The sequence below is a fragment of the Azospirillum thermophilum genome (assembly GCF_003130795.1).
GTDB lineage: Bacteria > Pseudomonadota > Alphaproteobacteria > Azospirillales > Azospirillaceae > Azospirillum > Azospirillum thermophilum.
The window spans coordinates 1,889,693-1,913,691 of sequence record NZ_CP029353.1 but is presented as its reverse complement, the minus strand read 5'-3'; the positions used below and the strand labels follow the sequence as shown (position 1 = coordinate 1,913,691).

Annotated in this window: 25 protein-coding genes, 1 tRNA gene and 2 pseudogenes; 7 read left to right on the top strand and 21 right to left on the bottom strand. The window is 71.2% G+C overall.

Annotation, left to right across the window (positions count from 1 at the left end):
* Positions 1-43: 43 nt before the first annotated feature.
* The 14 genes and pseudogenes from DEW08_RS15345 to DEW08_RS15285 form a co-directional block, all read right to left on the bottom strand.
* Entirely contained in the window at positions 44-589 is a 546-nt protein-coding gene (locus tag DEW08_RS15345; RefSeq protein WP_109328541.1) for a chemotaxis protein CheW, read from the bottom strand.
* A gap of 10 nt (positions 590-599) precedes the next feature.
* On the bottom strand, positions 600-2,942 hold the full coding sequence (locus DEW08_RS15340; RefSeq protein ID WP_109328539.1) for a chemotaxis protein CheA: 2,343 nt from the start codon (positions 2,940-2,942) through the stop codon (positions 600-602).
* 44 nt (positions 2,943-2,986) lie between these two features.
* On the bottom strand, positions 2,987-3,364 hold the full coding sequence (locus DEW08_RS15335; RefSeq protein ID WP_109328537.1) for a response regulator: 378 nt from the start codon (positions 3,362-3,364) through the stop codon (positions 2,987-2,989).
* Positions 3,349-3,660, bottom strand: coding sequence for an STAS domain-containing protein (locus tag DEW08_RS15330; protein ID WP_109328535.1), 312 nt, complete (start codon positions 3,658-3,660; stop codon positions 3,349-3,351). Before DEW08_RS15330 ends, DEW08_RS15335 begins: the two co-directional genes overlap by 16 nt.
* A 288-nt stretch (positions 3,661-3,948) precedes the next feature.
* Positions 3,949-4,481 (bottom strand): annotated as a pseudogene (locus DEW08_RS15325) (RNA pyrophosphohydrolase).
* An 11-nt stretch (positions 4,482-4,492) separates the two neighbouring features.
* The gene (locus DEW08_RS15320; protein ID WP_245986298.1) at positions 4,493-5,755 is read right to left on the bottom strand and encodes a divergent polysaccharide deacetylase family protein; all 1,263 of its coding nucleotides are present in this window, start codon (positions 5,753-5,755) and stop codon (positions 4,493-4,495) included.
* Positions 5,756-5,776: 21 nt separating this feature from the next.
* The gene (locus DEW08_RS15315) at positions 5,777-7,213 is read right to left on the bottom strand and encodes a S41 family peptidase (protein ID WP_109328531.1); all 1,437 of its coding nucleotides are present in this window, start codon (positions 7,211-7,213) and stop codon (positions 5,777-5,779) included.
* A complete protein-coding gene (locus DEW08_RS32425; RefSeq protein WP_245986647.1) occupies positions 7,214-7,486 on the bottom strand; it encodes a murein hydrolase activator EnvC family protein in 273 nt (90 codons plus the stop codon).
* Between the two features lie 221 nt (positions 7,487-7,707).
* Positions 7,708-8,484, bottom strand: coding sequence for a murein hydrolase activator EnvC family protein (locus tag DEW08_RS32420; protein WP_245986297.1), 777 nt, complete (start codon positions 8,482-8,484; stop codon positions 7,708-7,710).
* Positions 8,485-8,774: 290 nt separating this feature from the next.
* Positions 8,775-10,348: pseudogene (gpmI, locus tag DEW08_RS15305) on the bottom strand (2,3-bisphosphoglycerate-independent phosphoglycerate mutase).
* A gap of 81 nt (positions 10,349-10,429) precedes the next feature.
* Positions 10,430-10,888 (bottom strand): 23S rRNA (pseudouridine(1915)-N(3))-methyltransferase RlmH, encoded by a 459-nt coding sequence (rlmH, locus tag DEW08_RS15300; RefSeq protein WP_109328529.1) that lies wholly within the window; start codon positions 10,886-10,888, stop codon positions 10,430-10,432.
* A gap of 60 nt (positions 10,889-10,948) precedes the next feature.
* Positions 10,949-11,332 carry a ribosome silencing factor gene (gene rsfS / locus DEW08_RS15295; RefSeq protein ID WP_245986295.1) on the bottom strand — a complete coding sequence of 128 codons (384 nt, stop codon included), beginning with the start codon at positions 11,330-11,332 and terminating at the stop codon, positions 10,949-10,951.
* Positions 11,333-11,389: 57 nt separating this feature from the next.
* Positions 11,390-12,025 carry a nicotinate-nucleotide adenylyltransferase gene (locus DEW08_RS15290; RefSeq protein WP_109328525.1) on the bottom strand — a complete coding sequence of 212 codons (636 nt, stop codon included), beginning with the start codon at positions 12,023-12,025 and terminating at the stop codon, positions 11,390-11,392.
* The gene (locus DEW08_RS15285) at positions 12,006-13,289 is read right to left on the bottom strand and encodes a glutamate-5-semialdehyde dehydrogenase (RefSeq protein ID WP_211107219.1); all 1,284 of its coding nucleotides are present in this window, start codon (positions 13,287-13,289) and stop codon (positions 12,006-12,008) included. Before DEW08_RS15285 ends, DEW08_RS15290 begins: the two co-directional genes overlap by 20 nt.
* Positions 13,290-13,508: 219 nt before the next feature.
* Between DEW08_RS15285 and DEW08_RS15280 the strand changes: the two genes are divergently transcribed.
* The gene (locus DEW08_RS15280) at positions 13,509-14,357 is read left to right on the top strand and encodes a c-type cytochrome (RefSeq protein ID WP_109328520.1); all 849 of its coding nucleotides are present in this window, start codon (positions 13,509-13,511) and stop codon (positions 14,355-14,357) included.
* Positions 14,358-14,482: 125 nt separating this feature from the next.
* Positions 14,483-15,226 (top strand): sulfite exporter TauE/SafE family protein, encoded by a 744-nt coding sequence (locus DEW08_RS15275; protein ID WP_109328518.1) that lies wholly within the window; start codon positions 14,483-14,485, stop codon positions 15,224-15,226.
* Here the strand turns inward: DEW08_RS15275 and DEW08_RS15270 are convergent.
* Complete coding sequence (locus DEW08_RS15270; protein WP_109328516.1) at positions 15,202-15,885, bottom strand: HAD family hydrolase; 684 nt, start codon at positions 15,883-15,885, stop codon at positions 15,202-15,204. The two genes, DEW08_RS15275 and DEW08_RS15270, sit on opposite strands and share 25 nt — an antisense overlap.
* A 171-nt stretch (positions 15,886-16,056) precedes the next feature.
* Between DEW08_RS15270 and DEW08_RS15265 the strand changes: the two genes are divergently transcribed.
* Entirely contained in the window at positions 16,057-17,301 is a 1,245-nt protein-coding gene (locus DEW08_RS15265) for a nuclease-related domain-containing protein (protein ID WP_146214691.1), read from the top strand.
* 13 nt (positions 17,302-17,314) lie between these two features.
* Here the strand turns inward: DEW08_RS15265 and proB are convergent, their stop codons facing one another.
* The 4 genes from proB to rplU all read right to left on the bottom strand — a co-directional run bounded on the left by proB (position 17,315) and on the right by rplU (position 20,607).
* Positions 17,315-18,481, bottom strand: coding sequence for a glutamate 5-kinase (gene proB, locus DEW08_RS15260; protein ID WP_109328512.1), 1,167 nt, complete (start codon positions 18,479-18,481; stop codon positions 17,315-17,317).
* Positions 18,444-19,793, bottom strand: a complete 1,350-nt coding sequence (obgE, locus tag DEW08_RS15255; RefSeq protein ID WP_109328510.1) for a GTPase ObgE — start codon at positions 19,791-19,793, stop codon at positions 18,444-18,446. The genes proB and obgE overlap by 38 nt, the downstream gene beginning before the upstream one ends.
* A 168-nt stretch (positions 19,794-19,961) precedes the next feature.
* Positions 19,962-20,249, bottom strand: a complete 288-nt coding sequence (gene rpmA, locus DEW08_RS15250) for a 50S ribosomal protein L27 (protein WP_109328508.1) — start codon at positions 20,247-20,249, stop codon at positions 19,962-19,964.
* Positions 20,250-20,289: 40 nt separating this feature from the next.
* A complete protein-coding gene (gene rplU / locus DEW08_RS15245; protein WP_109328506.1) occupies positions 20,290-20,607 on the bottom strand; it encodes a 50S ribosomal protein L21 in 318 nt (105 codons plus the stop codon).
* Positions 20,608-20,818: 211 nt separating this feature from the next.
* On the opposite strand from rplU, the gene DEW08_RS15240 reads away from it, so the two are divergent.
* The 3 genes from DEW08_RS15240 to DEW08_RS15230 all read left to right on the top strand — a co-directional run bounded on the left by DEW08_RS15240 (position 20,819) and on the right by DEW08_RS15230 (position 21,544).
* Positions 20,819-20,908, top strand: a tRNA-Ser gene (locus DEW08_RS15240).
* Between the two features lie 163 nt (positions 20,909-21,071).
* Entirely contained in the window at positions 21,072-21,257 is a 186-nt protein-coding gene (locus DEW08_RS15235; RefSeq protein ID WP_109328504.1) for a CopG family transcriptional regulator, read from the top strand.
* Positions 21,254-21,544, top strand: coding sequence for a type II toxin-antitoxin system RelE/ParE family toxin (locus DEW08_RS15230; protein WP_109328502.1), 291 nt, complete (start codon positions 21,254-21,256; stop codon positions 21,542-21,544). The genes DEW08_RS15235 and DEW08_RS15230 overlap by 4 nt, the downstream gene beginning before the upstream one ends.
* A 38-nt stretch (positions 21,545-21,582) precedes the next feature.
* Here the strand turns inward: DEW08_RS15230 and DEW08_RS15225 are convergent, their stop codons facing one another.
* Positions 21,583-22,428: an alpha/beta hydrolase gene (locus tag DEW08_RS15225; protein ID WP_109328500.1), complete on the bottom strand. Its 846-nt coding sequence runs from the start codon at positions 22,426-22,428 to the stop codon at positions 21,583-21,585.
* Between the two features lie 87 nt (positions 22,429-22,515).
* Between DEW08_RS15225 and queC the strand changes: the two genes are divergently transcribed.
* Positions 22,516-23,208, top strand: coding sequence for a 7-cyano-7-deazaguanine synthase QueC (queC, locus tag DEW08_RS15220; RefSeq protein WP_109328498.1), 693 nt, complete (start codon positions 22,516-22,518; stop codon positions 23,206-23,208).
* Here the strand turns inward: queC and DEW08_RS15215 are convergent.
* A complete protein-coding gene (locus DEW08_RS15215; RefSeq protein ID WP_109328496.1) occupies positions 23,193-23,993 on the bottom strand; it encodes a YkgJ family cysteine cluster protein in 801 nt (266 codons plus the stop codon). The genes queC and DEW08_RS15215 overlap by 16 nt on opposite strands.
* Positions 23,994-23,999 lie beyond the last annotated feature (6 nt).

Here is a 23,999-nt window from a genome sequence, read left to right as displayed (position 1 = left end):
TCAACCGGCCGTCAACCGGCCGCCGCCGTCCGGACCGTCCCGGTCAAACGGGCTTTTCCAGCGCCGGTGGCGTCTTGGCGGGCGCGTCGGCCTCGTGGACCTCCACCGCGAACAGCCGCTCGACGTTCAGCAGGGTGACCATGCGGTCGTCGGCGGTGTAGAGGCCGCTGAGGTACTCGGCGTCGATCAGCCCGCTGTCCACGTCGGGCGGCGGCTTGATGGCGTCGTGGCCGATGGCCAGGATGTCGGAGATGGCGTCGACCAGGATGCCGCGCGTGCGCTCCCCCACCTGGACGACGACGACGACATGGCGCCTGGTCACCTCGGTGGCGCCGCCGCCGAAGCGGGCGCGCAGGTCGAAGATCGGGATGATGATGCCGCGCAGGTTGATCACGCCGCGGACATAGTCCGGCAGGTTGGGCAGGCGGCTTTCCGGGGTCCAGCCGCGGATCTCGCGGACGGCCAGGATGTTGACGCCGTATTCCTCGCTGCCGACGGTGAAGGTGACGTACTGCTCCTCCGTCCCGTTGACGGCGGCGGCTTCGTTGCGGATGCCCGCGACGGGAGCGAGTGCTGTGGACGTGTTCATCGCTGTGGCCTCAGACCGTTTCGCGTTGACGGGGGGCGGGAAGGGCGGCGGGCGGCGGCGCCAGGACGGCGCCGGCGCTGCGGTCGCGCGGGGCGTCGTCCTGCGGATCGGTGTGGCGGCTCATCTCGCGCAGGCCGGCGACGTCGAGGATCAGCGCCACCCGGCCGTCGCCGAGGATCGTCGCGGCGGCGACGCCGTCGAGCCGGCGGAAGTTGGCCTCCAGGCTCTTGATGACGACCTGCTGCTGGCCCAGCACCTCGTCCACGACGAGGCCGAGGCGGGAGCCGTCCTCCGTCTCGACCAGCACGACGAGGCCGCGGGTGGCGTCGCGCTCGGCGCCGGGAATGCCGAACAGGGCGTGCAGGTGGACGAGGCGGACATAGTCGCCGCGCGCCATCATCACCTCGCACTTGCCGACCAGCCCGTGCAGGTCGGCGGGCTTCGGCCGCAGGCTCTCCACGATGTTGGTCAGCGGCAGGACGAAGCGCTCCTCCCCGACCGAGATGACCATGCCGTCGAGCACCGCCAGGGTCAGCGGCAGCGACAGCACGAAGCGCGAGCCCTCGCCGGGGGTGGAATAGACGCCGATGCGCCCGCCGAGCGAGGTGATGTTGCGCCGGACCACGTCCATGCCGACGCCGCGCCCGGACAGGTTCGACACCTGGTCGGCGGTGGAGAAGCCCGGCAGGAAGATCAGGTTGTCGATCTCCTCGTCGGTCAGGCTGGCGCCGGGCTGCACCAGCCCCTTCTCGATCGCCTTGGACAGCACCTTGGGCCGGTTGATGCCGCGGCCGTCGTCGGTCACCTCGATGACGATGCGCCCGGAGCGGTGCTGCGCCGACAGGTGCACGGTGCCGGCGCGCGGCTTGCCGATGCGCTCGCGCTCGTCCGGCGGCTCCAGCCCGTGGTCGATGGAGTTGCGGATCATGTGGGTCAGCGGATCGACGAGGTTCTCCACCACCGTCTTGTCGACCTCCGTCGTCTCGCCGGAGGTGACGAGCTGCACCTCCTTGGCCGTGGCGGCGGCGCATTCGCGCACCAGCCGCGGCATGCGCGAGAAGACGCTGGAGACCGGCTGGGCGCGGATCGACATGACGCTCTCGCGCAGCTCGCGGGTGTGCTGGGCGAGCTGCTCCAACCCCTCCAGCAGTTCCTGGAACTGGCCCTGCGGCAGCTCGCGCACATGCTCGGCGATCATCGCCTGGGTGATCACCATCTCGCCGACCATGTTCACCAGCCGGTCGATCTTGTCGAGGTCGACGCGGATCGTGTGGTTGGTGATGCCGGCATGGTCCGCCCCGCCGTTGCCGCCGGGGCGCGCGCCGCCGGACTTGCCGGCGCCGGGCTCGGCGGGCTTCGCCGCGGGGACGCCAGCGGAGGTGGCAGCGGAGGTGGCAGCGGCCGAGGAGGCGGCGGCGGTGGCGGGGGCCGGCACGGGATCCGTGACGGCGACCGGCGCGGCGGCGTCCGGCCCCGCCGGCATCGCGGCCGGGGCGGGCGGCGTCTCCACCGTGATGGCGATGTCGCACTCGTCGGCGACGAACTCGAAGACGTCCTCGATCCGGTCGCGGCCGACCGCGGGATCGGTCAGCAGCGTGACGGTCCAGGAGAGATAGAGCTGTTCCGCCTCCAGGTTCTGCAGGGAGGGCAGCCGGTCGAGGTGGCAGGTGATCTCCGCCTCGCCCAGCCGCTTCAGAGCGCGCAGCATGAAGGCCGGCTCGTTGCCCGACATCAGCAGGTCGCCGCGCGGGCGGAAGACGATGGTCCAGCGCAGGCGGCCGGGCTCCGCGGTGTCCTCCGGGAGCGCCGCCGGGTCGGCGGGCGGCTCCTGCTCGGCGCGGGCGGCGTTGATGGCGGCCAGCGCGTCGCCGAAGATGCCGGCCTCGGCATCCTCCTCGTCGGGCAGGGCCGCGGGCGCGGCGGACGCGGCGGGCGCGGCGGCCGGAGCCGGCGCGGGCGCGGCGCCGCGGTTCTGCTGGATGCGGCGGAGCGCGGCGACCGTGTCGTCGGTGAGGCCGGCCGGCACCTCCCCCTCCTCGCGGGCATAGGCGAGGAGCTGGGCCAGCAGGTCGTTGGCGCGGATCAGCGTGTCGACCAGCGGGGTGGTCACCGGGATGTCGCTGTTGCGCACCCCGTCCATCACCGTCTCGAACTCGTGCGCGAAGGCGACGAGGTCGGTGAAGCCGAAGGCGCCGCCGCCGCCCTTGATGGAGTGGACGGCGCGGAAGATGGCGTTGACCTCGTCCATGTCGACCTCGCCGGGGGCGAGGCGGAGCAGCCCGGCCTCGGCGATCGCCAGCAGCTCGGCGCTCTCCTCGAAGTAGGTCTGCTTGAAGCGGCTGAGATCTTCCACGGACGGCGCCTCCTTCGATTCCCGAGCTCCCGGTCGCCGCGGCGTCAGCCGCAGACCTTCTGCACGACGGAGATCAGCTTGTCGGGGTTGAACGGCTTGACGATCCAGCCGGTGGCACCGGCCGAGCGGCCTTCCATCTTCTTGCTCTCGTCCGCCTCGGTGGTGAGCATGAGGATGGGGGTCGTACGGTGCGCCGGGGTGGCGCGCAGGCGGCGGATCAGCGTCAGCCCGTCCATGACCGGCATGTTCAGGTCGGTGATGACGAGGTCCACCTTGTTGGCGGCGACGACCGACAGGGCCTGCTGGCCGTCGGAGGCCTCCACCACCTCGTAGCCCGCATTCTTCAGCGTGAACGCCACCATGTCGCGCATGGTGCGGGAATCGTCGACGGTCAGAACCTTCTTCTTCACGCTTGGCTCCATTGCTTCAGCCACGAGGCGAGTCCCAGATCCTCGCAGGCCTCGGTCAGCGCCTCCGACGGGGACAGGACGGCGAAGATCCCGCCATGCTCCGCCAGATCGCGGGCGGCCACGACCAGCGCCTGGACGCAGGCCGTGCTGACCCGCTCCACCGCGTCGGCCTGGACCAGCACGCAGGGGGCGGCGGCAGCCGCGGCCCGCAGGCTGTCGGCCAGCGGCTGCGCCATCGGCAGGTCGAGGTCGCCCGGCAGGCCCAGCCGGACCTGTCCGTTCTCCTCGCTCCACTTGATCAGGGTCACGGAGGGTGCCTCTTCTTCAACCGGGTGGCATTCGGCCAAACGGTGCCAGAGGTCCGGATAAGGATTCGTTAAGTCAGGGGAGATCGCCTGCGTCAAAACGTCAGCCGCCGGCGACTAACCTCAAGCGCCGTATGGAATTTTCGTTTTGACGTGCACAACAATGTCACCAGCACGCGGCAATATCGTGCCGATCGTTACGATGCGTCAGACACTGCATGAGGTCTCCGCCCCCGCCCCGCTTGTGCTGGAACGGGCGGCGGAGCGGGCGGCAGCCTCAGGAGCCGGTCCTCAGGAGCCGGTCCTGAGGCGGGCGATGACCGGGCGGAATTCGGCGAGCACGGCCTCGTAGACCGGGCGCTTGAAGGCGACGATCAGGGCCGGCAGCGTCTCCGGGTCGATCCATTTCCAGGCGTCGAACTCCGGATGCGCGGTGGCGAGGTCGATGTCGGACTCGCTGCCGGTGAAGCGGGCGGCGATCCACACCTGTTCCTGGCCGCGCCAGCGGCCCTTCCACACCTTGCCCAGCAGATGGTCGGGCAGGTCGTAGCGGTGGAGCCCGGCGGAGACCGCCAGGATCTCGGCCTTGCCGGTGCCGATCTCCTCTTCCAGCTCGCGCATCGCCGCCTCGCGCGCGGTCTCGCCCTCGTCGATGCCGCCCTGGGGCATCTGCCAGTCGGCCGCGGAGCCGTGGCGGCGGGCGACGAACACCTCGCCGCGGTCGTTCAGCAGCATGACGCCGACGCAGGGCGGTAGGGCAGGGACTCGCGGTCGACCGGGGTGGAAACGGGGGCCGGGGTGGAAGCGGGGGCCGGGGAGGACATGGCGGTGGGGCTCACGGTTGCTTCTGCAGGTTCACCACGGCGGAAACCGGGGCGAGCACGAAGCCGCGGTCGGCCAGCGCCGTCATCCACAGCGCGATGCGCTCCACCGTGGTGGGATAGGGGGAGCCGATGCCGACGGCGGCCCCGTTGGCCCTGGCGATCGTCTCCAGCTCGCGGAGCTGGTCGTCGATGGCGCCGCGCGACAGGTCGCGGTCGATCACCTTGTCGGCGATGGCCCGCGGCACGCCGGCCAGGGTGGCGAGCGGCGCCCCGGCGCTCTTCGGGTTGACGCGGGCGTCGAGATAGAGCAGGCCGCGCGCCTTCAGCACGTCGATCACCGGCCGCATGGCGTCGGGATTGGCGGTGAACTTGCTGCCCGTCGTGCTGGTGATCCCGACATAGCCCATCGCCTTGCCCAGCGACCATTCCAGCCGTTCCAGGTTGCGGTCGGGCGCCAGCATGGTCAGCAGCGCGTTGGGGCCGGGATCGTCGCGCGGGTAGGTCAGCGGTTCCATCGGGATGGACAGCATGACCTCGTGCCCCTTGCCGCGGGCGCGCTCCACCCAGTTGTCGAGCCGCTCGGCGAAGGGAACGAAGGCCAGCGTGACGCCGGGCGGCAGCTTGGCCAGCGCGTTGCCGGTCGTCACCCCGCTCAGCCCCATGTCGGTCATCACGATGGCGATGCGCGGCCGTTTGTCGGCGAGGGGGAAGGGCCGGGCATAGACCTGCCAGGGCTTGCGCCCGTCCTCGGCGATGCGGGGCAGCGGGCCGTTGCGGCTGTCCTCCACCAGCCCCGGCACCGGGGCCGGTGTGAGCTGCACCGGCGCCGCCGGGTCGGGCAGGGGCATGGCGGGAGGTGCGGCGGGAGGTGGTGCGGGCGCTTGGGCAGGCTGGGCCGGCGCCGCGGCGGGAGCCTGCGCCGTCTGGGCCGGAGCGGCGGGCGGGGCCGGCGGCTGGGCGGCGGGCGGCGGCGCGGGCAGCCCCTGGACCGCCACCGTCACCTTGGGCATGGCGGCCTCGCGGGCCTCCAGCGTGTGCGGCGCCTCATAGGCGAGCCAGCCGGCGATGCCGGCCAGCCCCAGAAGGAAGACGCCCCAGGCGGCCAGCGCCGCCCGGGGGAGAGGGGCCTTCGGCCCGCCCTGTCCCGGCCCGCCGCCCGGCCGTGGCCGCCTGAAACGCGACAGCCATCCCATCCCCGGCTTGCCCATCCGCAGCCTGGGACGGGGGAATTTCGGGACGAGCTTCAGGCGGCCCAGCAGGGCGGCGGCGTTCACCGGTCGGCGCTCCCCTCGGCGTCAGCGGGCGCTGGCGCGGGCCTGGAACAGGGCGACACCCCGCAGCAGGTCCAGCGCGCGGGCGAGCTGGTTGTCGAAGGGCTGCTGGCCGTTCGCCGCCGCGGCCGGCGCGTCCGGATCGGCCGGCGCATTCGCTCCCGGGGCCGCACCCGGGGCCGCACCGGGGGCGCCGTTCGGGGCGGCACCGGGAGCCGGGGCGTTGCCGGCGCCGGGCTGGCCGGGGGCCGGCCTGGTGGTCGCCGGCTTCGGCGGCTGGTTCTGGTTGGCGGCGTCGGGGTTGCGCAGCGCCCCCTTCAGGTCGGACTCGCGGCGCCGGATGATGTTCTGGTCGAGGTCCTCCACGCGGGCGGCGTGCACCTCGATGTCCGGCGTGATGCCGAGCTGCTGGATCGAGCGGCCCGACGGCGTGTAGTAGCGCGCCGTCGTCAGCCGCATCGCGCCGTGGCCGGGCAGCGGGATGATGGTCTGGACGGAGCCCTTGCCGAAGGACTGGGTGCCCATGACGATGGCGCGCTTGTGGTCCTGCAGCGCGCCGGCGACGATCTCCGACGCGGAGGCCGAGCCGCCGTTGATCAGCACCACCAGCGGCAGGCCCTTGGTCAGGTCGCCCGGCTTGGCGTTGAAGCGGGTGCCTTCCTCCGACTTGCGGCCGCGGGTCGAGACGATCTCGCCCTTGTCGAGGAAGGTGTCGGACACCGACACCGCCTGGTCGAGCAGGCCGCCCGGATTGTTGCGCAGGTCGAGCACGTAGCCCTTCAGCTTGTCGCCCACCTGCTGCTGGATCGCGGAGATCGCCTTCTCCAGCCCCTGCTGGGTCTGCTCGTTGAAGCTGGTGATGCGGACGTAGCCGATGTCGCCCTCGGTGCGGAAGCGGACCGACTGCACCTTGATGACGGCGCGGTTCAGCGTCACCTCGAAGGGCTCGCCCGCCTCGCCGCGGCGCACGGTCAGCTTCAGCTCGCTGCCCACGGGGCCGCGCATCTTCTCCACCGCCTCGTTCAGGCTGAGGCCCATCACCGGCTCGCCGTTGAGCTGGACGATCAGGTCGCCCGGCTGCAGGCCGGCGCGGAAGGCCGGGGTGTCGTCGATCGGCGAGACGACCTTGACCAGGCCGTTCTCCATGGTGACCTCGATCCCGAGCCCGCCGAACTCGCCGCGGGTCTGGACCTGCATGTCCTGGAAGCTCTTCTTGTTCAGGTAGCTGGAATGCGGGTCGAGCGAGGTGAGCATGCCGTTGATCGCGGTTTCGATCAGCTGCTCGTCGGTGACCTGTTCCACATATTCCGCCCGCACCCGTTCGAAGACGTCGCCGAACAGGTTGAGCTGGCGGTAGGTCTCCGACGTGTTGGAACTGCCGGACTGCGCGGTCACGGTGGCCACACCCGCGCCCAGGAAAACCAGGGCCGCCGCGGTGACGGCACGCTTCATCATCCTCATCTAGCCTTGTCCTTTCCCCTCCGGGGCGCCGAACCCGCGCTGCGGATTGATCGGCTGACCGTTGCGTCGCAGCTCGAAGTACAGATCCGGAGACCCGTCCGCCGGCATGAGTCCGACCGGTTCCCCGGCGGCCACCCGCTTGCCCACGGCCGTGTCGATCCGGCCCAATCCCGCAATAAGACTATGATATCCGTTGCCGTGTTCCACGATCAATATCTGGCCATAGCCCTTGAAGGGGCCGGCGAACATGATCGAACCGGCCTGCGGGGCCACCACCGGGGCGCCGCCGCGCGCCTGGATGGTCAGCCCGCGGCTGGTGGCGCCGTAACGGTCGGTCTCGCCGTACTGGACGAGGATGCGGCCGCCCACCGGCAGGCGGGGACCGGCCGGCGGGTCGGGCGCCCGCCGGGCGATGGCGGCCTCCGCCTCCGCCGCGTCGCGCGCCTTGCGCTCCTCCTCCGCCTTGCGGGCGGCCTCGCGCTGCTCGGCGGCCTTCAGTTCGGCCAGCTTGCGCTCCGCCTCGCGGCGTTCGGCCTCCTTCTGGGCGGCGAGGCGCCGTTCGGCCTCGCGCTGTTCGGCGAGGCGGCGTTCCGCCTCCCGGCGTTCGGCCTCGCGCCGCTCGGCCTCGCGGCGGGCGGCGGCCTCGGCGGCGGCGCGGCGCTCCGCCTCGATGCGGTCCATGAGCTGGCGCAGGTCGCCGGCCTGGTTGGTGAGCTGGCCATGTGCTGGCCGACGCGGATGCGCTCCTCGTCGGTCTGGCGCGACAGCTCCTCGCGCCGGGCGACGAGCTGCGCCATCTCCGCCTGCCGGGCCTCCAGCGCCTTGCGGGCGTCCAGCGCGCGGCGGCGCTGGCCTTCCAGCGCCTCGCGCGTTGCGGCCAGCGCCGTCAGGGCGTCGGACAGGGCGTCGGCCCGCGCCTTGAGTTCGGGAACCGTGTCGCGCAGCAGCAGGGCGGAGCGCAGCGTGTCCACCGCGCCGCCGGGCCGGGCGATCGCCGCCTCCGGCGGAATGCGGGCGAGGCGCTGCAGCGCGCCGAGAAGGGTGGCGATCTGCTGGCGCTCGCCCTCCAGCCGGGCGCTGCGCTCGCGCTCCTCCTGCTCCAGCCCGGCGAGGGACTGTTCGAGGCGGTCCAGCTCTGCCCCCTGCGCGCGGGCCTCGTCGGCGAGGCCGATCAGGCGGGCGCGCAAGGTTTCGAGCTCGCCCTGGATCGACTGGGACTGGCGTTCGAGCTGCTTCTGCCGGGCGCGGTCGGCCTGAAGCTCCTGCTCCACCCGCTTCAGCGACTGTCCGGGCGAGTCGGCCTGTGGCTGGGAAGATTGGGGCTGGGAAGATTGGGGCTGGGGGGATTGGGCGAGGACGGGCGCGGGGGCGAGGGCGAGGGCGGGCGATGCCAGAAGGACGGACAGGGCGAGGAGCCGCCCCCTCGCCCCGTCCCCCGCCCCTCGACGGAGAGGGGCCTTCCCGCCTCCTCCCGGACCGCCGCGGCGCCTGCCGCAGGGGCGGACGCCGCGAACCGGGACAGGGGAGGGGGAAGAGGACGGGCGAGGGGACGGGCCATGCGTTATTCCGCAGCCGCGCGGGCGGCGCTGCGGACCAGCAGGGTGTGGCCGGTCATCTCGGCCGGCTTGGGCAGCCCCATCAGGTCGAGCAGGGTCGGCGCCACGTCGGCGAGACGGCCGCTGGTCAGCGCCGCCCCGGCCGGGCCGTTGACCAGCACCAGCGGAACCTTGTCCAGCGTGTGGGCGGTGTGCGGGCCGCCGTTGTCCGGGTCCTTCATCAGCTCGCAGTTGCCGTGGTCGGCGGTGACGAGCATCACGCCGCCCTGGCGCCGCACCGCCTCGGCCAGGCTGCCGACCGAGCGGTCGACCGTCTCCACCGCCTTGATCGCGGCGTCGAGCATGCCGGTGTGGCCGACCATGTCCGGGTTGGCGTAGTTGATGACGACGAGGTCGTACTTGCCGCTGTCCACCGCGGCGACCACCTTGTCCGTCACCTCGGCGGCCGACATCTCCGGCTGCAGGTCGTAGGTCGCGACCTTGGGCGACGGGACCAGGATGCGGTCCTCGCCGGGATAGACCGTCTCCTCGCCACCGTTGAAGAAGAAGGTGACGTGGGGTACTTCTCCGTCTCGGCGATGCGCAACTGCGTCAATCCGGCCTCGCTGACCACCTGTCCCAGCACGTTGGTCAGGGTTTTGGGCGGAAAGATGGTCGTCATCAGCCTGGCGAGCGAGGCCGAATACTCGACCATGCCGACGGCGGCCGACAGCTTGGGCGCCGTGCCGCGGTCGAAGCCGTCGAAGCCCTCCTCGACGAAGGCGCCGAGGATCTCGCGGGCGCGGTCGGCGCGGAAATTGGCCATCAGGATGGCGTCGCCGTCCTTCATGCCGGCATAGCCGTCGATCACGGTCGGCAGGATGAACTCGTCATGCTTGCCGGCGGCGTAGCTCTGCTCGATCGCCTGGATCGGGTCGGCGGCGCGCTCGCCCTCCGCCCGCACCAGGGCGGCATAGGCCTTGGCGACGCGGTCCCAGCGCTTGTCGCGGTCCATGGCGTAGTAGCGGCCGCTGACGGTCGCCACCGAGACGCCGGCCAGCTCGTGGATGTCGGCCATGAACTCGGCCACCTGGTCCCTGGCGCTCTGCGGCGGCACGTCGCGGCCGTCGGTGAAGGCGTGGACCTCGACCGGGACGCCCTCGCGCGACAGCACGCCGGCCAGCGCGGCGATGTGGTCCTGGTGGGAGTGGACGCCGCCCGGCGACAGCAGCCCCATCAGGTGGCAGCGGCCGCCGGTCCGGTGCAGGGTTGCGATCAGGTCGTTCAGCGCCTTGTTGCGCTCCAGCTCGCCCTCGACGATCGCGTGGTCGATCATCACGAGGTCCTGCATGACGACGCGGCCGGCGCCGAGATTCATGTGGCCGACCTCGGAGTTGCCCATCTGGCCCTTGGGCAGGCCGACCTCCTCCTCGCTCGCCTCCAGGAAGGCGGTCGGGCCCTGCTGCCACAGCCGGTCCCAGTTCGGGGTGCTGCCCTGCGCGATGGCGTTGTCCTCGCGCTCCTCGCGGTAGCCCCAACCGTCCAGGATGCACAGCACGACGGGGCGGGGCCGGGAACTGCCAGTGGTGGGTGACGTCATCGCAACCTCTTGATGCCTTGGCTAGGGGGCGCCGCGCAAAGGGGATCGCCCGTGGAATGGGAGGATCGGTCTGTTTGTGGTCTATGCCCTGTGATAGGGATGTCCAGCCAGAATCTGTTGCGCCCTGTAGAGTTGCTCGGCCAGCATGCCCCGGACCAGCATGTGCGGCCAGGTCATGGCACCGAGAGCCAGCAGGAAGTCGGCGCGCGTCCGGACCGCGTCCCCATGGCCGTCCGCCCCCCCGATCAGGAAGGCGATGTCGCCGGCCCCGCGGTCACGCCACCCCCCGATGCGGGTGGCGAAATCCTCGCTGGTGATGGTCCTGCCCCGTTCGTCCAGCGCCACCACCACGGCGCCGGCGGGGATGGCGGAGAGCAGAAGCTCCGCCTCCTGCCGTTTCAGCTCGTCCGGCGGCAGGCGCTTCTTCACCTCGACCTCGCGCAGGGTGAGCGGCCAGCCCAGCCGGCCGGCATACTCCTCGTAGAGGTCGCGCGCCGGTCCGCCCCGCGACCGCCCGACGGCGGCGAGCCAAAGGCGCATCGACGTCCCCCTTCGTTCTTCCGGGGTCCCCTCAGGCGGCGCCCGTCCGGCCGGGGCCGGTCAGGCGCTCATCCTGGCGGTGGACGGCCGCGGCAGGTCGAGACCCCACATCTTTTCGATGTTGTAGAAGGTCCGGACCTCCGGTCGGAACAGGTGGACGATGACGTCGCCGGCATCGACCAGCACCCAGTCGCACTGGGCGAGGCCCTCCGTCTCCACCCCGCGGACGCCGGCCTGCTTCAGCCTGTCGGCGATCTTGGCGGCCATGGCCGCGATGTGCCGGGCGTTGCGGCCCGAGGCCACGATCATGTAATCCGCGATGGTGGTCTTGCCGGCGAGATCGATCGCCACGACGTCGTCCGCCTGGTCTTCGTCCAGGGACGTCTCGATGAGCGCCTTGAGGTCCTGCGGCTCCAGGGCCTGCGGGACGGCTGATGGCCGCAAGGTGGAAGCGGCCTGTTCGATCTGAGTACTGATGGGACCAACCTCGTTGATACAGGGTCACGACCCGGGGGCACGCGCCCTCCGGATCGCCGTGGCGGAGGCCGGGTGCAAAGGGTTCCGGAGGAACGCCCAGACCGGTGTCTTCCGGCGCGCCAGCCGCTTGACCCCGTGCACGGTCACCCGCCTACGGGCAAAACGCCGAGCGGCAAGGCCGTTCAGCGCACCCAAAGAATAAGTGGGCCGGGCGAAGACTGCAACGGGCACCATCCGGAATATCGCCGTCCAGGCCCGCCAGCGGGGGATTTGCCGCAGATTGTCCGCCCCCATCAGCCAGACGAAGCGCGTTCCGGGGAACAGGCGCGTCATCCGGCGCAGCGTGTCGGCGGTGTAGCGGGTGCCGAGCGTGGTCTCCAGCGCCGTCACCTCGATGCGCGGATGGGCGGCCACCCGCCGCGCCTCCGCCAGCCGGTCGGCCAGCGCGGCCATGCCGGCGGGCGACTTCAGCGGGTTCTGCGGGCTGACCAGCCACCACACCCGGTCGAGCCCCAGCCGCTTCAGCGCATAGAGGCTGACGTGCCGGTGCCCGGCATGGGCCGGGTTGAACGACCCGCCGAGCAGGCCGACGGCCAGCCCCCGGTAGCGCGGCCCGGAGTAGCGGTGCGGCGCCGGGCGGTCAGGGCCGCGTCTGCCCATCGCCGCGCACGACATACTTGTAGCTGGTGAGCTGCTCCGCCCCGACCGGGCCGCGGGCGTGGAACTTGTCGGTGGAGATGCCGATCTCCGCCCCCATGCCGAACTCGCCGCCGTCGGCGAACTGGGTGGAGGCGTTCCACAGCACGATGCCGCTGTCGACCCGCTGCAGGAACCGCTCCGCCGCCGCCGGATCCTCGGTCACGATGCTGTCGGTGTGGTGGGAGCCGTGGCGGTTGATGTGCTCCACCGCCGCGTCCACCCCGTCGACCACGCCGCAGGCGATGATGGCGTCGAGATACTCGGTGTCCCAGTCCTCCGGCGACACCGGGGTCACCCGCGGATCCACCGCGCGGGCGGCGGCGTCGCCGCGCACGGCGCAGCCGGCATCCAGCAGGTCCTTCACCAGGACGGGCAGGGCGCTGTCGGCCAGCCGGCGGTCGACAAGCAGGGTTTCCGCCGCCCCGCAGATCGAGGTGCGGCGCATCTTGGCGTTCAGCACCACCTTGCGCGCCTTCTCCAGGTCGGCGGCGCCGTCGACATAGACGGTGTTGTTGCCGTCGAGATGCTTGATGACCGGGATGCGGCTCTCCTCCGCGATGCGCTGGATCAGCGACTTGCCGCCGCGCGGCACGATCACGTCGATGTGGTCGCGCATGGTCAGCATCTCGCCCACCGCGGCGCGGTCGGTGGTGGGGACGAGCTGGATCGCCGCCTCCGGCAGCCCGGCCTCGCGCAGGCCCTGGACGAGGCAGTCGGCGATGGCGCGGGAGGAATGGAAGCTCTCCGATCCGCCGCGCAGGACGGCGGCGTTGCCCGACTTCAGGCAGAGCCCGCCGGCGTCGGCGGTCACGTTGGGCCGGCTTTCGTAGATGATGCCGATCACGCCGAGCGGCACGCGCACGCGCTGGATGAGCAGGCCGTTGGGCCGCGTCCATTCGGCCAGCACCGTGCCGATGGGATCGGGGAAGTCGGCGATGTCCTCCAGCCCCTTGGCCATCGCCTCGATCCGGGCGTCGTTCAGGGTGAGGCGCTCGATCATCGGGCCGGCGAGGCCGCGCGCGGCCGCGGCGGCGACGTCGCGGTCGTTGGCCGCCTGGATCTCCGCCTTGCGGGAGCGCAGCGCCGCCGCCGCCGCCCGCAAGGCCCGGTCCTTCGCCGGTCCTGGCACGGTCGCCAGCCCGGCGGCGGCGGCGCGGGCGGCCGTGCCGAGGGCGAGCATCCGGTCGTGCAGGCTGGCGCTGGTCAGGTCGGCGGAGTCATTCAGGGCGGACATGGCACTCGTCTCCGTGGAAGAGGGCGAGACAGTATCCCGTCCGGCGGCGCGGGGGAAGTCGTGCCTGCCATGCGGTGCCGGGAGACCGTGCGCTATCCCGGTCGAGATTATTTGAAAGACAGATAATCCGCATACCTACAATGCGTGTGGCGCGGGGTCGATTGCGTGCGTAGCGTCCCTTCCATAACCCGACAAACGGTGAGGAGAGAGATGATCACCCTGCGCTGCGGCCTTGCCGCGGCCGCCCTGCTGCTGGCTTGCGTTCCGGCGGTGCGGGCGGATGACCTGGTGGAGCGTGGCCGTGCCCTGGTCAACGGCATCGCCGCCTGCGGCAACTGCCACACCCCGCAGGGGCCGGACGGGCCGCTGCCGGGAATGGAGCTGGCGGGCGGCACGCCCTTCGTCGAGCAGGCCTTCACGGCCTACGGGTCCAACATCACGCCGGAGCCCGAGACGGGAATCGGGCGCTGGAGCGACGCGCAGCTCGTCCGCGCCATCCGCGACGGGGTGCGGCAGGACGGCTCGCTGATCGGCCCGCCGATGCCGTTCGAGTTCTACAAGGGCATCTCCGACAGCGACGCGGCGGCCATCGTCGCCTATCTGCGCAGCGTGCGGCCGGTGAAGAACCTCGTCCCGCGGTCGGAATACGCCATGCCGATGCCGGCCTCCTACGGCCCGCCGACCGGCAGGGTGCCGGACGTGCCGAAGGACGATCCGGTCCGCTACGGCGCCTACATGGCCGGGCCGCTCGGCCATTGCCTGGAGTGCCACACGCCGATGCTGCCCGGCGGCCGGCGCGACATGGCGCGGGCGGGGGCCGGCGGCCAAGTCTTCCGCGGCCCCTGGGGCGAGACGGTGGCGCGCAACATCACCTCCGACCCCGAGCGGGGGCTCGGCCGCTGGTCGGACGCCGAGATCAAGCGGGCGGTCACCGAGGGCGTCCGGCCGGACGGCACGCGGCTGGGGCCGCCGATGGCCTTCCATTTCTACAAATCCATCGACCCGGCCGACCTCGACCGGCTGGTCACCTTCCTGCGGACCCTGCCGCCGCGGAGCTGAGGCGGGGGCAGGCGCAGAAGACGGGGGAGAAGACGGGGGAGAAGAAAAGGCATGACACAACCGGCGCGGTTCAAGGCATAGTCCAGGCCCCACCCCGCCCACCTGCCGCCGGACGCCGCCCGCCGATGCTGACCCTTCTGCTGATCGTCTCCGCCTTCTTCGCCGGCGTGCTGAACGCCGTGGCGGGGGGCGGCAGCTTCCTGACCTTTCCCGCCCTGGTGCTGGCGGGCGTGCCGCCGCTGAACGCCAACGCCACCAGCACCGTCGCGGTGTCGCCCGGCGCGCTGGCGAGCGCCTACGGCTACCGGCGCGAGCTGGGGCGGATCACCGAGATCGACCTGCCGGTCTTCCTGGGGGTCAGCCTGGTCGGCGGGCTGCTGGGGGCGCTGCTGCTGCTGTGGACGCCGGAGCGGCTGTTCGAGGCGATCGTGCCCTGGCTGCTGCTGTTCGCCACGGTGCTGTTCGCCTTCGGCCCGAAGATCTCCACCTGGGTCCGGCAGAATTTCCATGTCGGCCATGGCGCGGTGCTGGTCGCGCAGTTCCTCATCGCCATCTACGGCGGCTATTTCGGCGGCGGGATCGGCATCCTGATCCTGGCGACTCTCGGCGTCTTCGGCCTGACCGACCTGCACGCGATGAACGGGCTGAAGGCGCTGGTGTCCGGCTGCCTGAACGCGGTGGCGGTGGTCGCCTTCGTCGTCGGCGGCGCGGTCTACTGGACCGAGGGGCTGATCATGCTGGTCGCCGCGATGGCCGGCGGCTATGCCGGGGCGTCGGTCGCCCGCCGCATCCCGCCGCCCATCCTGCGCAAGTTCGTCATCCTCGTCGGCGTGGTGATGACGGTCTACTTCTTCATCGAGAAGGCCTGAGCGGCACGGTCGAGGCCGCACAGCGCGTCCCAGTCGAGCGAGGCGGGGTCCTCCACCCAGTGGTCCACCGCCTCGAACACCACATGGGGGTGCTGCGGCCAGGCGATGGTCAGCATGCCGGCCGCCATGGCGCTGCGCACGCCGGTCGGGCTGTCCTCGATCACCGCGCAGGCTTCCGGCGCGACGCCCAGCCGCTCCGCCGCCCGCAGATAGGGCTCGGGATGCGGCTTGCCGTTGGCGACGTCGTCGCGGCTGATGGCGAAGTCGAAATGCGGCACGCCCATGCGGTCGAGGTTGGCCTCGACGACGCGGCGGCCGCTGTTGGAGACGCAGGCCTGCTTCAGCCCGCGCGCCGCGAAGCCTTCGACCAGGGCGATGGCACCCTCGCGCACCTCCACCTCGTCGATCCGCTCCAGATAGAGGTCGGTGATGGCGTCGGCCCATTCGCGGAAGCTGAGCGCCATCGGGCGGACGGCGGTGATCTGCCGGTAGAATTCCGGAAAGGCGATGCCGAGAGAACCGGCGTAATCCTCCTCGGTCATCTCGTGCCCGTGGCGGCGGCACACGGCGATGGTGGCGCGCTGGTGCCAGGGCTCGCTGTCGAGCAGCGTCCCGTCGATGTCCCACAGCACGGCCTGGAGGGGAGGGCGTCTGACCACCTGACAAAATTCCTTCTTCAGCGGATAATCCGTCCTATATGGGGCCGGTCCCTTGCGGTTGCGCTACTTTGTCGCGTAGATAAAGTCCCGGATAGGTAATTCTGTCCCATTTCTCCGCATGGCGGAGATGACGTGAATACTCTTGTAATCAGTCACTGGGCAGCAACGGGCTTGCAACAGATCATGATCCTCAAGGAACCCGATCGGCCGACCGGGAACGACCGCTTTTCGCGTGCCGGCCACAAGGCCGAGGAGCAGATGGCCTTTTACCTGCGGCGCGTCTTCGGAGATCGCCGGGACGTCGTCGTCCTGAACGGGCTTCGACTGGTGCGTGGCGGCGATGCGGCGCAGATCGATCATCTGGTCCTGAGCCGGTTCGGCGTGATCATCGTGGAGAGCAAGAGTGTTTCGACCCGGATCCAGGTCAACGAGCATAAGGAGTGGAGCCGGTTCCACGACGGCGACTGGCACGGAATGCAGTCGCCCATTATCCAGGCCCGCCTGCAGGCGGACTTCCTGCTGAAGTACCTGGAGGCGGAGGTGCCCGCCGAACTCCGGACCCGCCAGGGGTTCAGGAGGCCGTTCACCACTTTGCGTTGCGACATCCTCGTCGCCGTGTCCGACCAGGGGATCATCGGGCGGCCGGCCAATCCGCCTCTGCCCGAGCTGCTGAAGGCCGACCAGGTGACTGAGCGGATCCTCGATCTGCTGACGGATCAGGCAGGCGGCGGCGGTCTGCTCGGGTCTCTGGCCTCCCGGTTCAAGGGCTGGTCGCAGGAGCAGTTGTCGGCGGTCGCGGGGTTCCTGCGCGAGCGGCACAGCCCGCTGCATCCGTCGGACGCGCCGGTGCGGCAGCCGGCCCCCAAGCCGGCGCAGCCGGCAACCATCATGCGGCCGGCGCAGCCGGCAACCATCATGCGGCCGGCGCAGCCGGCAGCCGCAACTGGGCCGGCCTTGCCGGCGGTCAGGATGCCGGTGACTTTCACCGTCACGCCTCCGCTCGATGGCAAAGCCGTCCCGGGCCCTGCCGCCGCGGTCGTGCATCCGGCCGTTCCGGCCGGACGGCCTCCGGTGAGGCGGCCCTTCTCGTCCGTGGCGGGAACGCCGACCACGCAGCCGCCTGCCGCGGTCCCCCCGACGCCTCCCGCGCCCGCGGCCTGTGCCCTGCCGGAAAAGAGATGCCGGCATTGCGGCAGCAGCGATGTGGAAGTCCAGCGGGGCTACAGCTTCCACCTGCACTGCAGGGCGTGTGACGGGAAGAGCAGGCTGCCGCTGGCCTGCGACAAGCCGGATTGCGCGCGCATCGTCCGCCAGGAAGGGAACCAATTGCTGGCGGTCTGCAAACCTTGCGGCAGCAGCGTGCCCTATGCGGAGCTGACTCCGGCCCGGACGCAGCGGGGCGCCCGGGCCGGCTGAGCCGGGCGGTCGGTCAGCGCACCACCAGATCGTCGCGGTGGATCATCTCGTCGCGGCCGTGGTAGCCGAGGATCGTCTCGATCTCGTGGCTCTTGCGGCCGGCGATGCGGCGGGCGTCCTCCGCCCCGTAGGCGCTGAGGCCGCGGGCGACCTCGCGGCCGTCGGGGGTGCGGACGATCACCACGTCGCCGCGGTCGAACTGGCCCACCACCTCCTTCACGCCGGCCGGCAGCAGGCTCGCCCCGTGGGACAGCGCCCGCAGCGCGCCATCGTCCACCACCAGCACGCCCGACGCGTTCAGATGGCCGGCGATCCAGGCCTTGCGGGCGTTGGAGGGCTCGGCCGAGGGCAGGAACCAGGTGCAGAGCGCGCCGCCGTCCTCCGCCGTCTTCTCCAGCGCGGCCAGCGGGTTCATCCGCTTGCCCTTGGCGATCGCCATGCGGCAGCCGGCCGACAGCGCCACGCGGGCGGCGGCGATCTTGGTCACCATGCCGCCGGAGCTGTAGCCGGGCGGCGGCTCGCCGGCCATGCCCTCGATCTCCGGGGTCAGCTCGCGCACCACCGGGATGTGGCGGGCGTCGGGGTCCTTGCGCGGGTCGGCGGTGTAGAGCCCGTCGATGTCGGAGAGCAGGATCAGCGTGTCGGCGCTGATCATCTGGGCGACGCGGGCGGCGAGGCGGTCGTTGTCGCCGAAGCGGATCTCCGCGGTGGCGACCGTGTCGTTCTCGTTGATGACCGGGACGGCGCCGAGCTTCAGCAGCGTGTCGATGGTGCTGCGGGCGTTCAGGTGGCGCCGCCGCACCTCGGTGTCCTCCAGCGTCACCAGCACCTGGGCGACGGTGACGTCGTGGCGGGCCAGCGTTTCCTGGTAGGCGTGGGCGAGGCGGATCTGGCCGGTGGCCGCGGCGGCCTGCTTCTCCTCCAGCCGCAGCGCCCGGCCGACGAGGCCGAGATGCTCGCGCCCGCAGGCGACGGCGCCGGAGGTGACGATCACCACCTCCTGTCCGCGCCGGCGGCAGGCGGCGACGTCGTCGGCCAGCGCATCCAGCCAGTCGCGCCGGATCCGGCCGGTGGCGCCGTCCACCAGCAGGGCGGAGCCGATCTTGACGACCAGCCGCCGCGCATCGAGCAGGGTGGGGGGCTCAGCGGCCGTCCCCGTGCTTTCCTTCGCCGTCCCCATCGTGGCCACTTGCCCCGTCGGCGTCGCCATCATCGTCTCCGGATTCGTCTTCATCGTCGGAACCGGCGTCCCCGGCCCCATCCTCGTCGATATCGGTCTCGTCGAGATCGCCGTCTTCCAGATCGGCATCGTCCAGATCGTCTTCCAGGTCGTCCGCGGCGGCCGGCGACCCGCCGGCGGCCCCCTGGTCGACCTCGACCCAGTCGCCGAGCTCCTCGTCCCAGACCAGACCGTCCTCCGTCTCCTCGGCCATCTTCTGGCCGACCGGCGGGCGCGGGATGGAACGGGTGGCGGGAGCGTTGATGATCCCCGGCTCCGCCGCCTTCGACTCCTTGATGGCGGTCAGCAGACGGTAGAGCACCTGCTGCACGCCCTGGCCGGTGGCGCCCGACAGCACCATCACCTCGGCCCCCGATTCGGCTTCCAGCGCCGCCTTCTTCCCGGCGATCTCCTCGTCGAGCAGGGCGTCGGCCTTGTTCAGCCCGATGATCTCCGGCTTGTCGGCAAGGTTGCCGCCATAGGCCTCCAGCTCGGTGCGGATGGTGCGGTAGGCGCCGGCCACGTCGTCGGCGGTGCCGTCGATCAGGTGCAGCAGGATCCGCGTGCGCTCGACATGGCCGAGGAAGCGGTCGCCCAGCCCGTGCCCCTCGTGCGCGCCCTCGATCAGGCCGGGGATGTCGGCCATGACGAACTCCTCCCCGCCGGCGCGGACGACGCCCAGGTTGGGGGTGAGGGTGGTGAAGGGATAGTCGGCGATCTTGGGCTTCGCCGCGGTGGTGGCGGCCAGGAAGGTGGACTTGCCGGCGTTGGGCAGCCCGACCAGACCGGCGTCGGCGATCAGCTTCAGCCGCAGCCAGACCCAGCGCTCCTGCCCCGGCCAGCCGGGATGGCACTTGCGCGGCGCCCGATTCGTCGGGGTCTTGTAATGGGCGTTGCCGAAGCCGCCGTCGCCGCCCTTGAGGAAGACGACGCGCTGCCCGGCCTCCGTCAGGTCGAGCAGGACCGTCTCCTGGTCCTCGTCCAGGATCTGGGTCCCGACCGGGACGCGCAGCACCACGTCGGCGCCGCGGGCGCCGTTGCGGTTGGCGCCCATGCCGTGATGGCCGCGCGGCGCCTTGAAGTGCTGCTTGTAGCGGTAGTCGATCAGGGTGTTCAGGCCGTCCACCACCTCGAACACCACGTCGCCGCCGCGCCCGCCGTCACCGCCGTCGGGGCCGCCGAACTCGATGAACTTCTCGCGGCGGAACGCCACGGCACCGGGGCCGCCGTCGCCGCTCTTCAAGTACACCTTGGCCTGGTCGAGGAACTTCATGGGACCCGTGCCCGTCAAAGAGAACCGCCGCGCGCCGGACACCGGCCCGATCCCCGATAGATCGGAGCGGCGGGCGCGCAAATCAAAAACAAAAATCGGGGGCCGGTCGCCCGGTCCCCCGACTTCATCGCAAAACGTACGGGCTTGCGTACGGGCCGGACGAGTAAGTTACTCGGCCGCGACCGCCGGAGCCGCGTCGTTGGCAGCCTCGACGACCTGCACGTAGGTGCGGCCGCCCGAGCTGCGCTTGAACGCCACCTGGCCGTTGACCAGGGCGAACAGGGTGTGATCGCGGCCGATGCCGACGTTCTCGCCCGGGTGGAACTGGGTGCCGCGCTGACGCACGAGGATGTTGCCGGCGAGGACGACCTCACCGCCGAAGCGCTTCACGCCGAGGCGCTTGCCGGCGGAGTCGCGGCCGTTGCGCGAGGAGCCGCCAGCCTTTTTGTGTGCCATGGGGTGTTACTCCTGGTCTCTTGGAAGCGACGCCGGCCGGTCAGGCCGCGCCCTTGATCTCGGTGATGCGCAGGACGGTCAGGTCCTGGCGATGGCCGTTCTTGCGGCGGTAGTTCTGGCGGCGCTTCTTCTTGAAGACGATGATCTTCGGGCCGCGATCCTGGGCGACCACCTCGGCCACCACAGCCGCGCCGGCAACGGTCGGCGATCCGACCTGAACGTTGCCGCCGTCGCTCACCATCAGCACGTCGTCGAGCGTGATGGAAGCGCCGGCCTCGGCCTCGAGCTTCTCAACGCGGATCACGTCGCCATTGGCGACCTTGTACTGCTTGCCGCCGGTGCGGATCACTGCAAACATCGTCGTCACTGCCTATTTCAAAACAAACGGCGGGCCGCTCGCCCACCGTCTGAGGTGCAAGCCCGTTCGTGAGAGCGGGGATTTATACGCAGGAGCCCCCCGGAGTCAACAGGCTTGGCGTGTATCAGCGGTGCATTTTTCCGCAAAGAAACGCTTGCACACCCCGATCCGTTCCGCTAGGTTCCGCGCCACCCCGCAACCAGGGTGCCGCGGATGGGTGGCAGAGCGGTTGAATGCACCGCACTCGAAATGCGGCATACCCGCAAGGGTATCGGGAGTTCGAATCTCCCCCCATCCGCCATCTGGTTCCTGTGGAGCCGGGGTCGCACACAAAAAAGGCGCTGTCCTTCGGGATGGCGCCTTTTTGTTTTGGCCGGCTTGTTCCGGCTGGCGGCGGCGGTCATGGCATGGCGGTTGCCGGCGGCGCCGTCTCCCCTTACCTTCATGGGAAGAGGGAGGCCCCCATGGCAAAACCGCATCCTGCCGACCAGTCTTGCGACCGGTCTTGCGACTCAGGGACTGAAGCCTTCGCCGACGCGGTGCGGGAGGGGCTGGCCGACGCGGATGCCGGGCAGGTGGTGCCCTATGAAAAGGTGCGCCGCTGGCTGCTGTCCTGGGGAACCGACCGGGAATTGCCGCCGCCGGCATGAGAATCGTCGTCACGCGGGCGGCGCAGCGCGACCTCGCCACCATCCGTGCCTATATCGGCGAACGGAACCCGGCAGCGGCTTCCCGGATCGCCGTGCAGATCCTGTCCGCCTGCGACAGGCTGGAGTATCTGCCCGAACGCGGACGTCCCGGCCTCGTGCCCGGCACGCGCGAGATCATGACGATCTGGCCCTATGTCATCGTGTACCGGATCACGCCGGCCGCGGTGGAGATCCTGCGCATCTGGCATGGCGCCCAGGATCGGGAAGAGGGCGGGCCGACGCGGTGATCCACGGCGGCCCCGGTCCGGCCGGCGCTTTCACCCCTTCAGGAGCGCCATCGTCGCCGCGAACAGGGCGCTGGCGGGATCGGCGAGGCGGTCGACCACGGTGAAGTGGTTGGCGCCGGGCTCGTCCAACTTGCCGACCCGGTGGCCGGCGGCGCTCCAGGCCGCGGCATAGTCGTCCTGCTGGCGGTGCATGTCCGGGCTCTCCTCCGCCCCAGGGCCAGCACCAGCGGCGGCGCCTCGCCCTGCGGCACCAGGGTCAGCGGGCTCAGCCGGCGGGCGGCCGGCAGGTCGAGACGCAGCGCCTCGTTCGCCTCGAAGGACAGCATCGCCTCCAGGTCGTAGATGCCGCTGAGGCAGACGCCGCCGGCCAGCGGCGCGCCGGGGGTGGAGGCGAGCAGGGCGGTCAGGTGGCCGCCCGCCGAATGGCCGGAGAGCACGATCCGCGCCGGGTCCACCCCATGCGCCGCGCCATGGCCGGCCAGCCAGGCGACGCCGCCCCGCACATGGTCGATCAGCGTCCCGAACGTCACGTCGGGGCAGAGGCCATAGCCGATCAGCGCCACCGCCACGCCGCGGTCGAGCCAGGGGTCGGCCAGGAAAGAGAAATACTCCTTCGACAGGGCGCGCCAGTAGCCGCCGTGGATGAAGGCGAGCAGTGGCGCCCCCTCGCCGGCCGGGAAGAGGTCGAGCCGCTGGCGCGGGTGCGGCCCGGTCGGGATATCGAGCAGGGCGCGGCGGGCGGCGCGGGTCGCGGCGCTCGCCTCCGTCCAGCGGGCGAAGGCGGCGGGATGGTCGGGCACCATCCTGCGGAAATTGTATTGGCGGTCGATCTCGGCGGCGTCCATTCCACGATAGATGCCGCGGTCGGTCGGGGGAACGGTCAACGGTCTCTTCCCTTGCAGCGGTTCTGCCGGCCAGTATGGCGCCGTCCGGGGCCAGGGGAAAAGAGCCAGGGGAATAAGGAGGCGGAAATGGGTAGGGACGCGGTGGTGCTGGTCAGCGGCGGGCTCGATTCGACGACGGTGATCGCCATCGCCCGGGCGGAGGGCTATCGCGTCAACGCGCTGAGCTTCCGCTACGGCCAGCGCCATGCGGTGGAGCTGGAGGCCGCCCGGCGGGTGGCCGCCGCCATGGCGGTGGAGCGCCACGTCGTCGCCGACATCGACCTGCGGGCCTTCGGCGGCTCGGCCCTGACCGACGACATCGCGGTGCCCAAGCATGACAGAGCCGCCGGACCGGGGGAGGGCATCCCCGTCACCTATGTTCCGGCGCGCAACACCGTCTTCCTGTCCTTCGCGCTGGCCTGGGCCGAGGTGCTGGGGGCGCAGGACCTGTTCATCGGCGTCAACGCGCTGGACTATTCGGGCTATCCCGACTGCCGGCCGGAGTTCATCCAGGCCTTCGAGACGCTGGCCAACCTCGCCACCCGGGCGGGGGTCGAGGGCACCAGCCGGTTCAAGATCCACGCGCCGCTGATGCGGCTCGACAAGGCGGGGATCATCCGGCGCGGGCTGGAGCTGGGGGTGGATTACGGCCTGACCCATTCCTGCTACGACCCGGCGCCGGACGGGGCGGCCTGCGGCCGGTGCGACAGTTGCCTGCTGCGGCTGAAGGGCTTCGCCGAGGCCGGGTTGCCGGACCCGGTGCGCTACGTCGCGTCCTGAGCCGGTGGGGGCGTGGGCTGGGCCGAGGCGCGCCGCGCCAGCGCCTCCATCTCCCGGGCCCATCCGGCGTAGTTGCGGTGATAGTCGCGCAGCGCCGGATCGTCGCGGGTCCGCCCGGCCATCGCCTGGAACAGCGGCGCCTGGGCCGCGGCGATCTGCGCGGCGTCCGGCCGGCGGGTGGCGGTGAGGAAGGAGGACAGGCTGGTGACGAGGGAGCCGCCGGCAGGTCCGGGGGGCAACTTCGCCAGCTCGCCGAGGATCCACGGCATGTACTTCACCATGTAGTCGGCATAGCGCCGGATCACCGGCGCCTGGTCGAGCAGCTCCGCCCGCTCGCGGTCGAAATCCGTGCGGTCGAGGATCGTGTGGTTGCGGTAGACGGCCGGGGCCGCCGCGGAGACGTCGCAGGCCCAGCCCTTGCGGGGGATCAGAAGGTCGGCCTGATCCCGCTCCTCGCGGTAGGGATAGAAGGGCATGGTGCGGCAGCGCGACGGCTTGGTCCCGTGGATGGCGCACCGGCCGTCGTCGCGCAGCTCCGGACAGGGATGGGAGGGCGGCAGATAGGCGGTCGGCACGATCAGCACCGCCACCGTCTTGCGATTGGGCAGGCGCAGCGTGGCGCCGAGCCGGGTCGCCAGATCGTAGGAGCGGGCGTTCGGCCGCACCGGCGTCCACACCATCGCCAGCGGGAAGCGGCCGGCATGGGCCACGGCGTCCGCCAGCGTCAGCGGCAGCCAGCCATGGCAGCAGGCGCCGCAGGCCGTGCAGGAGAAGCGCGGTTCCACGGCGTC

What these genes read in the sequence shown, in the direction of transcription:
- rplU (WP_109328506.1), bottom strand. Translation starts at nt 20,607, where the DNA reads ATGTTTGCAGTGATCCGCACCGGCGGCAAGCAGTACAAGGTCGCCAAT.
- DEW08_RS15345 (WP_109328541.1), bottom strand. Translation starts at nt 589, where the DNA reads ATGAACACGTCCACAGCACTCGCTCCCGTCGCGGGCATCCGCAACGAA.
- queC (WP_109328498.1), top strand. Translation starts at nt 22,516, where the DNA reads ATGGGTAGGGACGCGGTGGTGCTGGTCAGCGGCGGGCTCGATTCGACG.
- DEW08_RS15275 (WP_109328518.1), top strand. Translation starts at nt 14,483, where the DNA reads ATGCTGACCCTTCTGCTGATCGTCTCCGCCTTCTTCGCCGGCGTGCTG.
- DEW08_RS15290 (WP_109328525.1), bottom strand. Translation starts at nt 12,025, where the DNA reads ATGGGCAGACGCGGCCCTGACCGCCCGGCGCCGCACCGCTACTCCGGG.
- DEW08_RS15230 (WP_109328502.1), top strand. Translation starts at nt 21,254, where the DNA reads ATGAGAATCGTCGTCACGCGGGCGGCGCAGCGCGACCTCGCCACCATC.
- DEW08_RS15280 (WP_109328520.1), top strand. Translation starts at nt 13,509, where the DNA reads ATGATCACCCTGCGCTGCGGCCTTGCCGCGGCCGCCCTGCTGCTGGCT.
- DEW08_RS15235 (WP_109328504.1), top strand. Translation starts at nt 21,072, where the DNA reads ATGGCAAAACCGCATCCTGCCGACCAGTCTTGCGACCGGTCTTGCGAC.
- rlmH (WP_109328529.1), bottom strand. Translation starts at nt 10,888, where the DNA reads ATGCGCCTTTGGCTCGCCGCCGTCGGGCGGTCGCGGGGCGGACCGGCG.
- DEW08_RS15315 (WP_109328531.1), bottom strand. Translation starts at nt 7,213, where the DNA reads ATGAGGATGATGAAGCGTGCCGTCACCGCGGCGGCCCTGGTTTTCCTG.
- DEW08_RS15335 (WP_109328537.1), bottom strand. Translation starts at nt 3,364, where the DNA reads ATGGAGCCAAGCGTGAAGAAGAAGGTTCTGACCGTCGACGATTCCCGC.
- obgE (WP_109328510.1), bottom strand. Translation starts at nt 19,793, where the DNA reads ATGAAGTTCCTCGACCAGGCCAAGGTGTACTTGAAGAGCGGCGACGGC.
- proB (WP_109328512.1), bottom strand. Translation starts at nt 18,481, where the DNA reads ATGGGGACGGCGAAGGAAAGCACGGGGACGGCCGCTGAGCCCCCCACC.
- rpmA (WP_109328508.1), bottom strand. Translation starts at nt 20,249, where the DNA reads ATGGCACACAAAAAGGCTGGCGGCTCCTCGCGCAACGGCCGCGACTCC.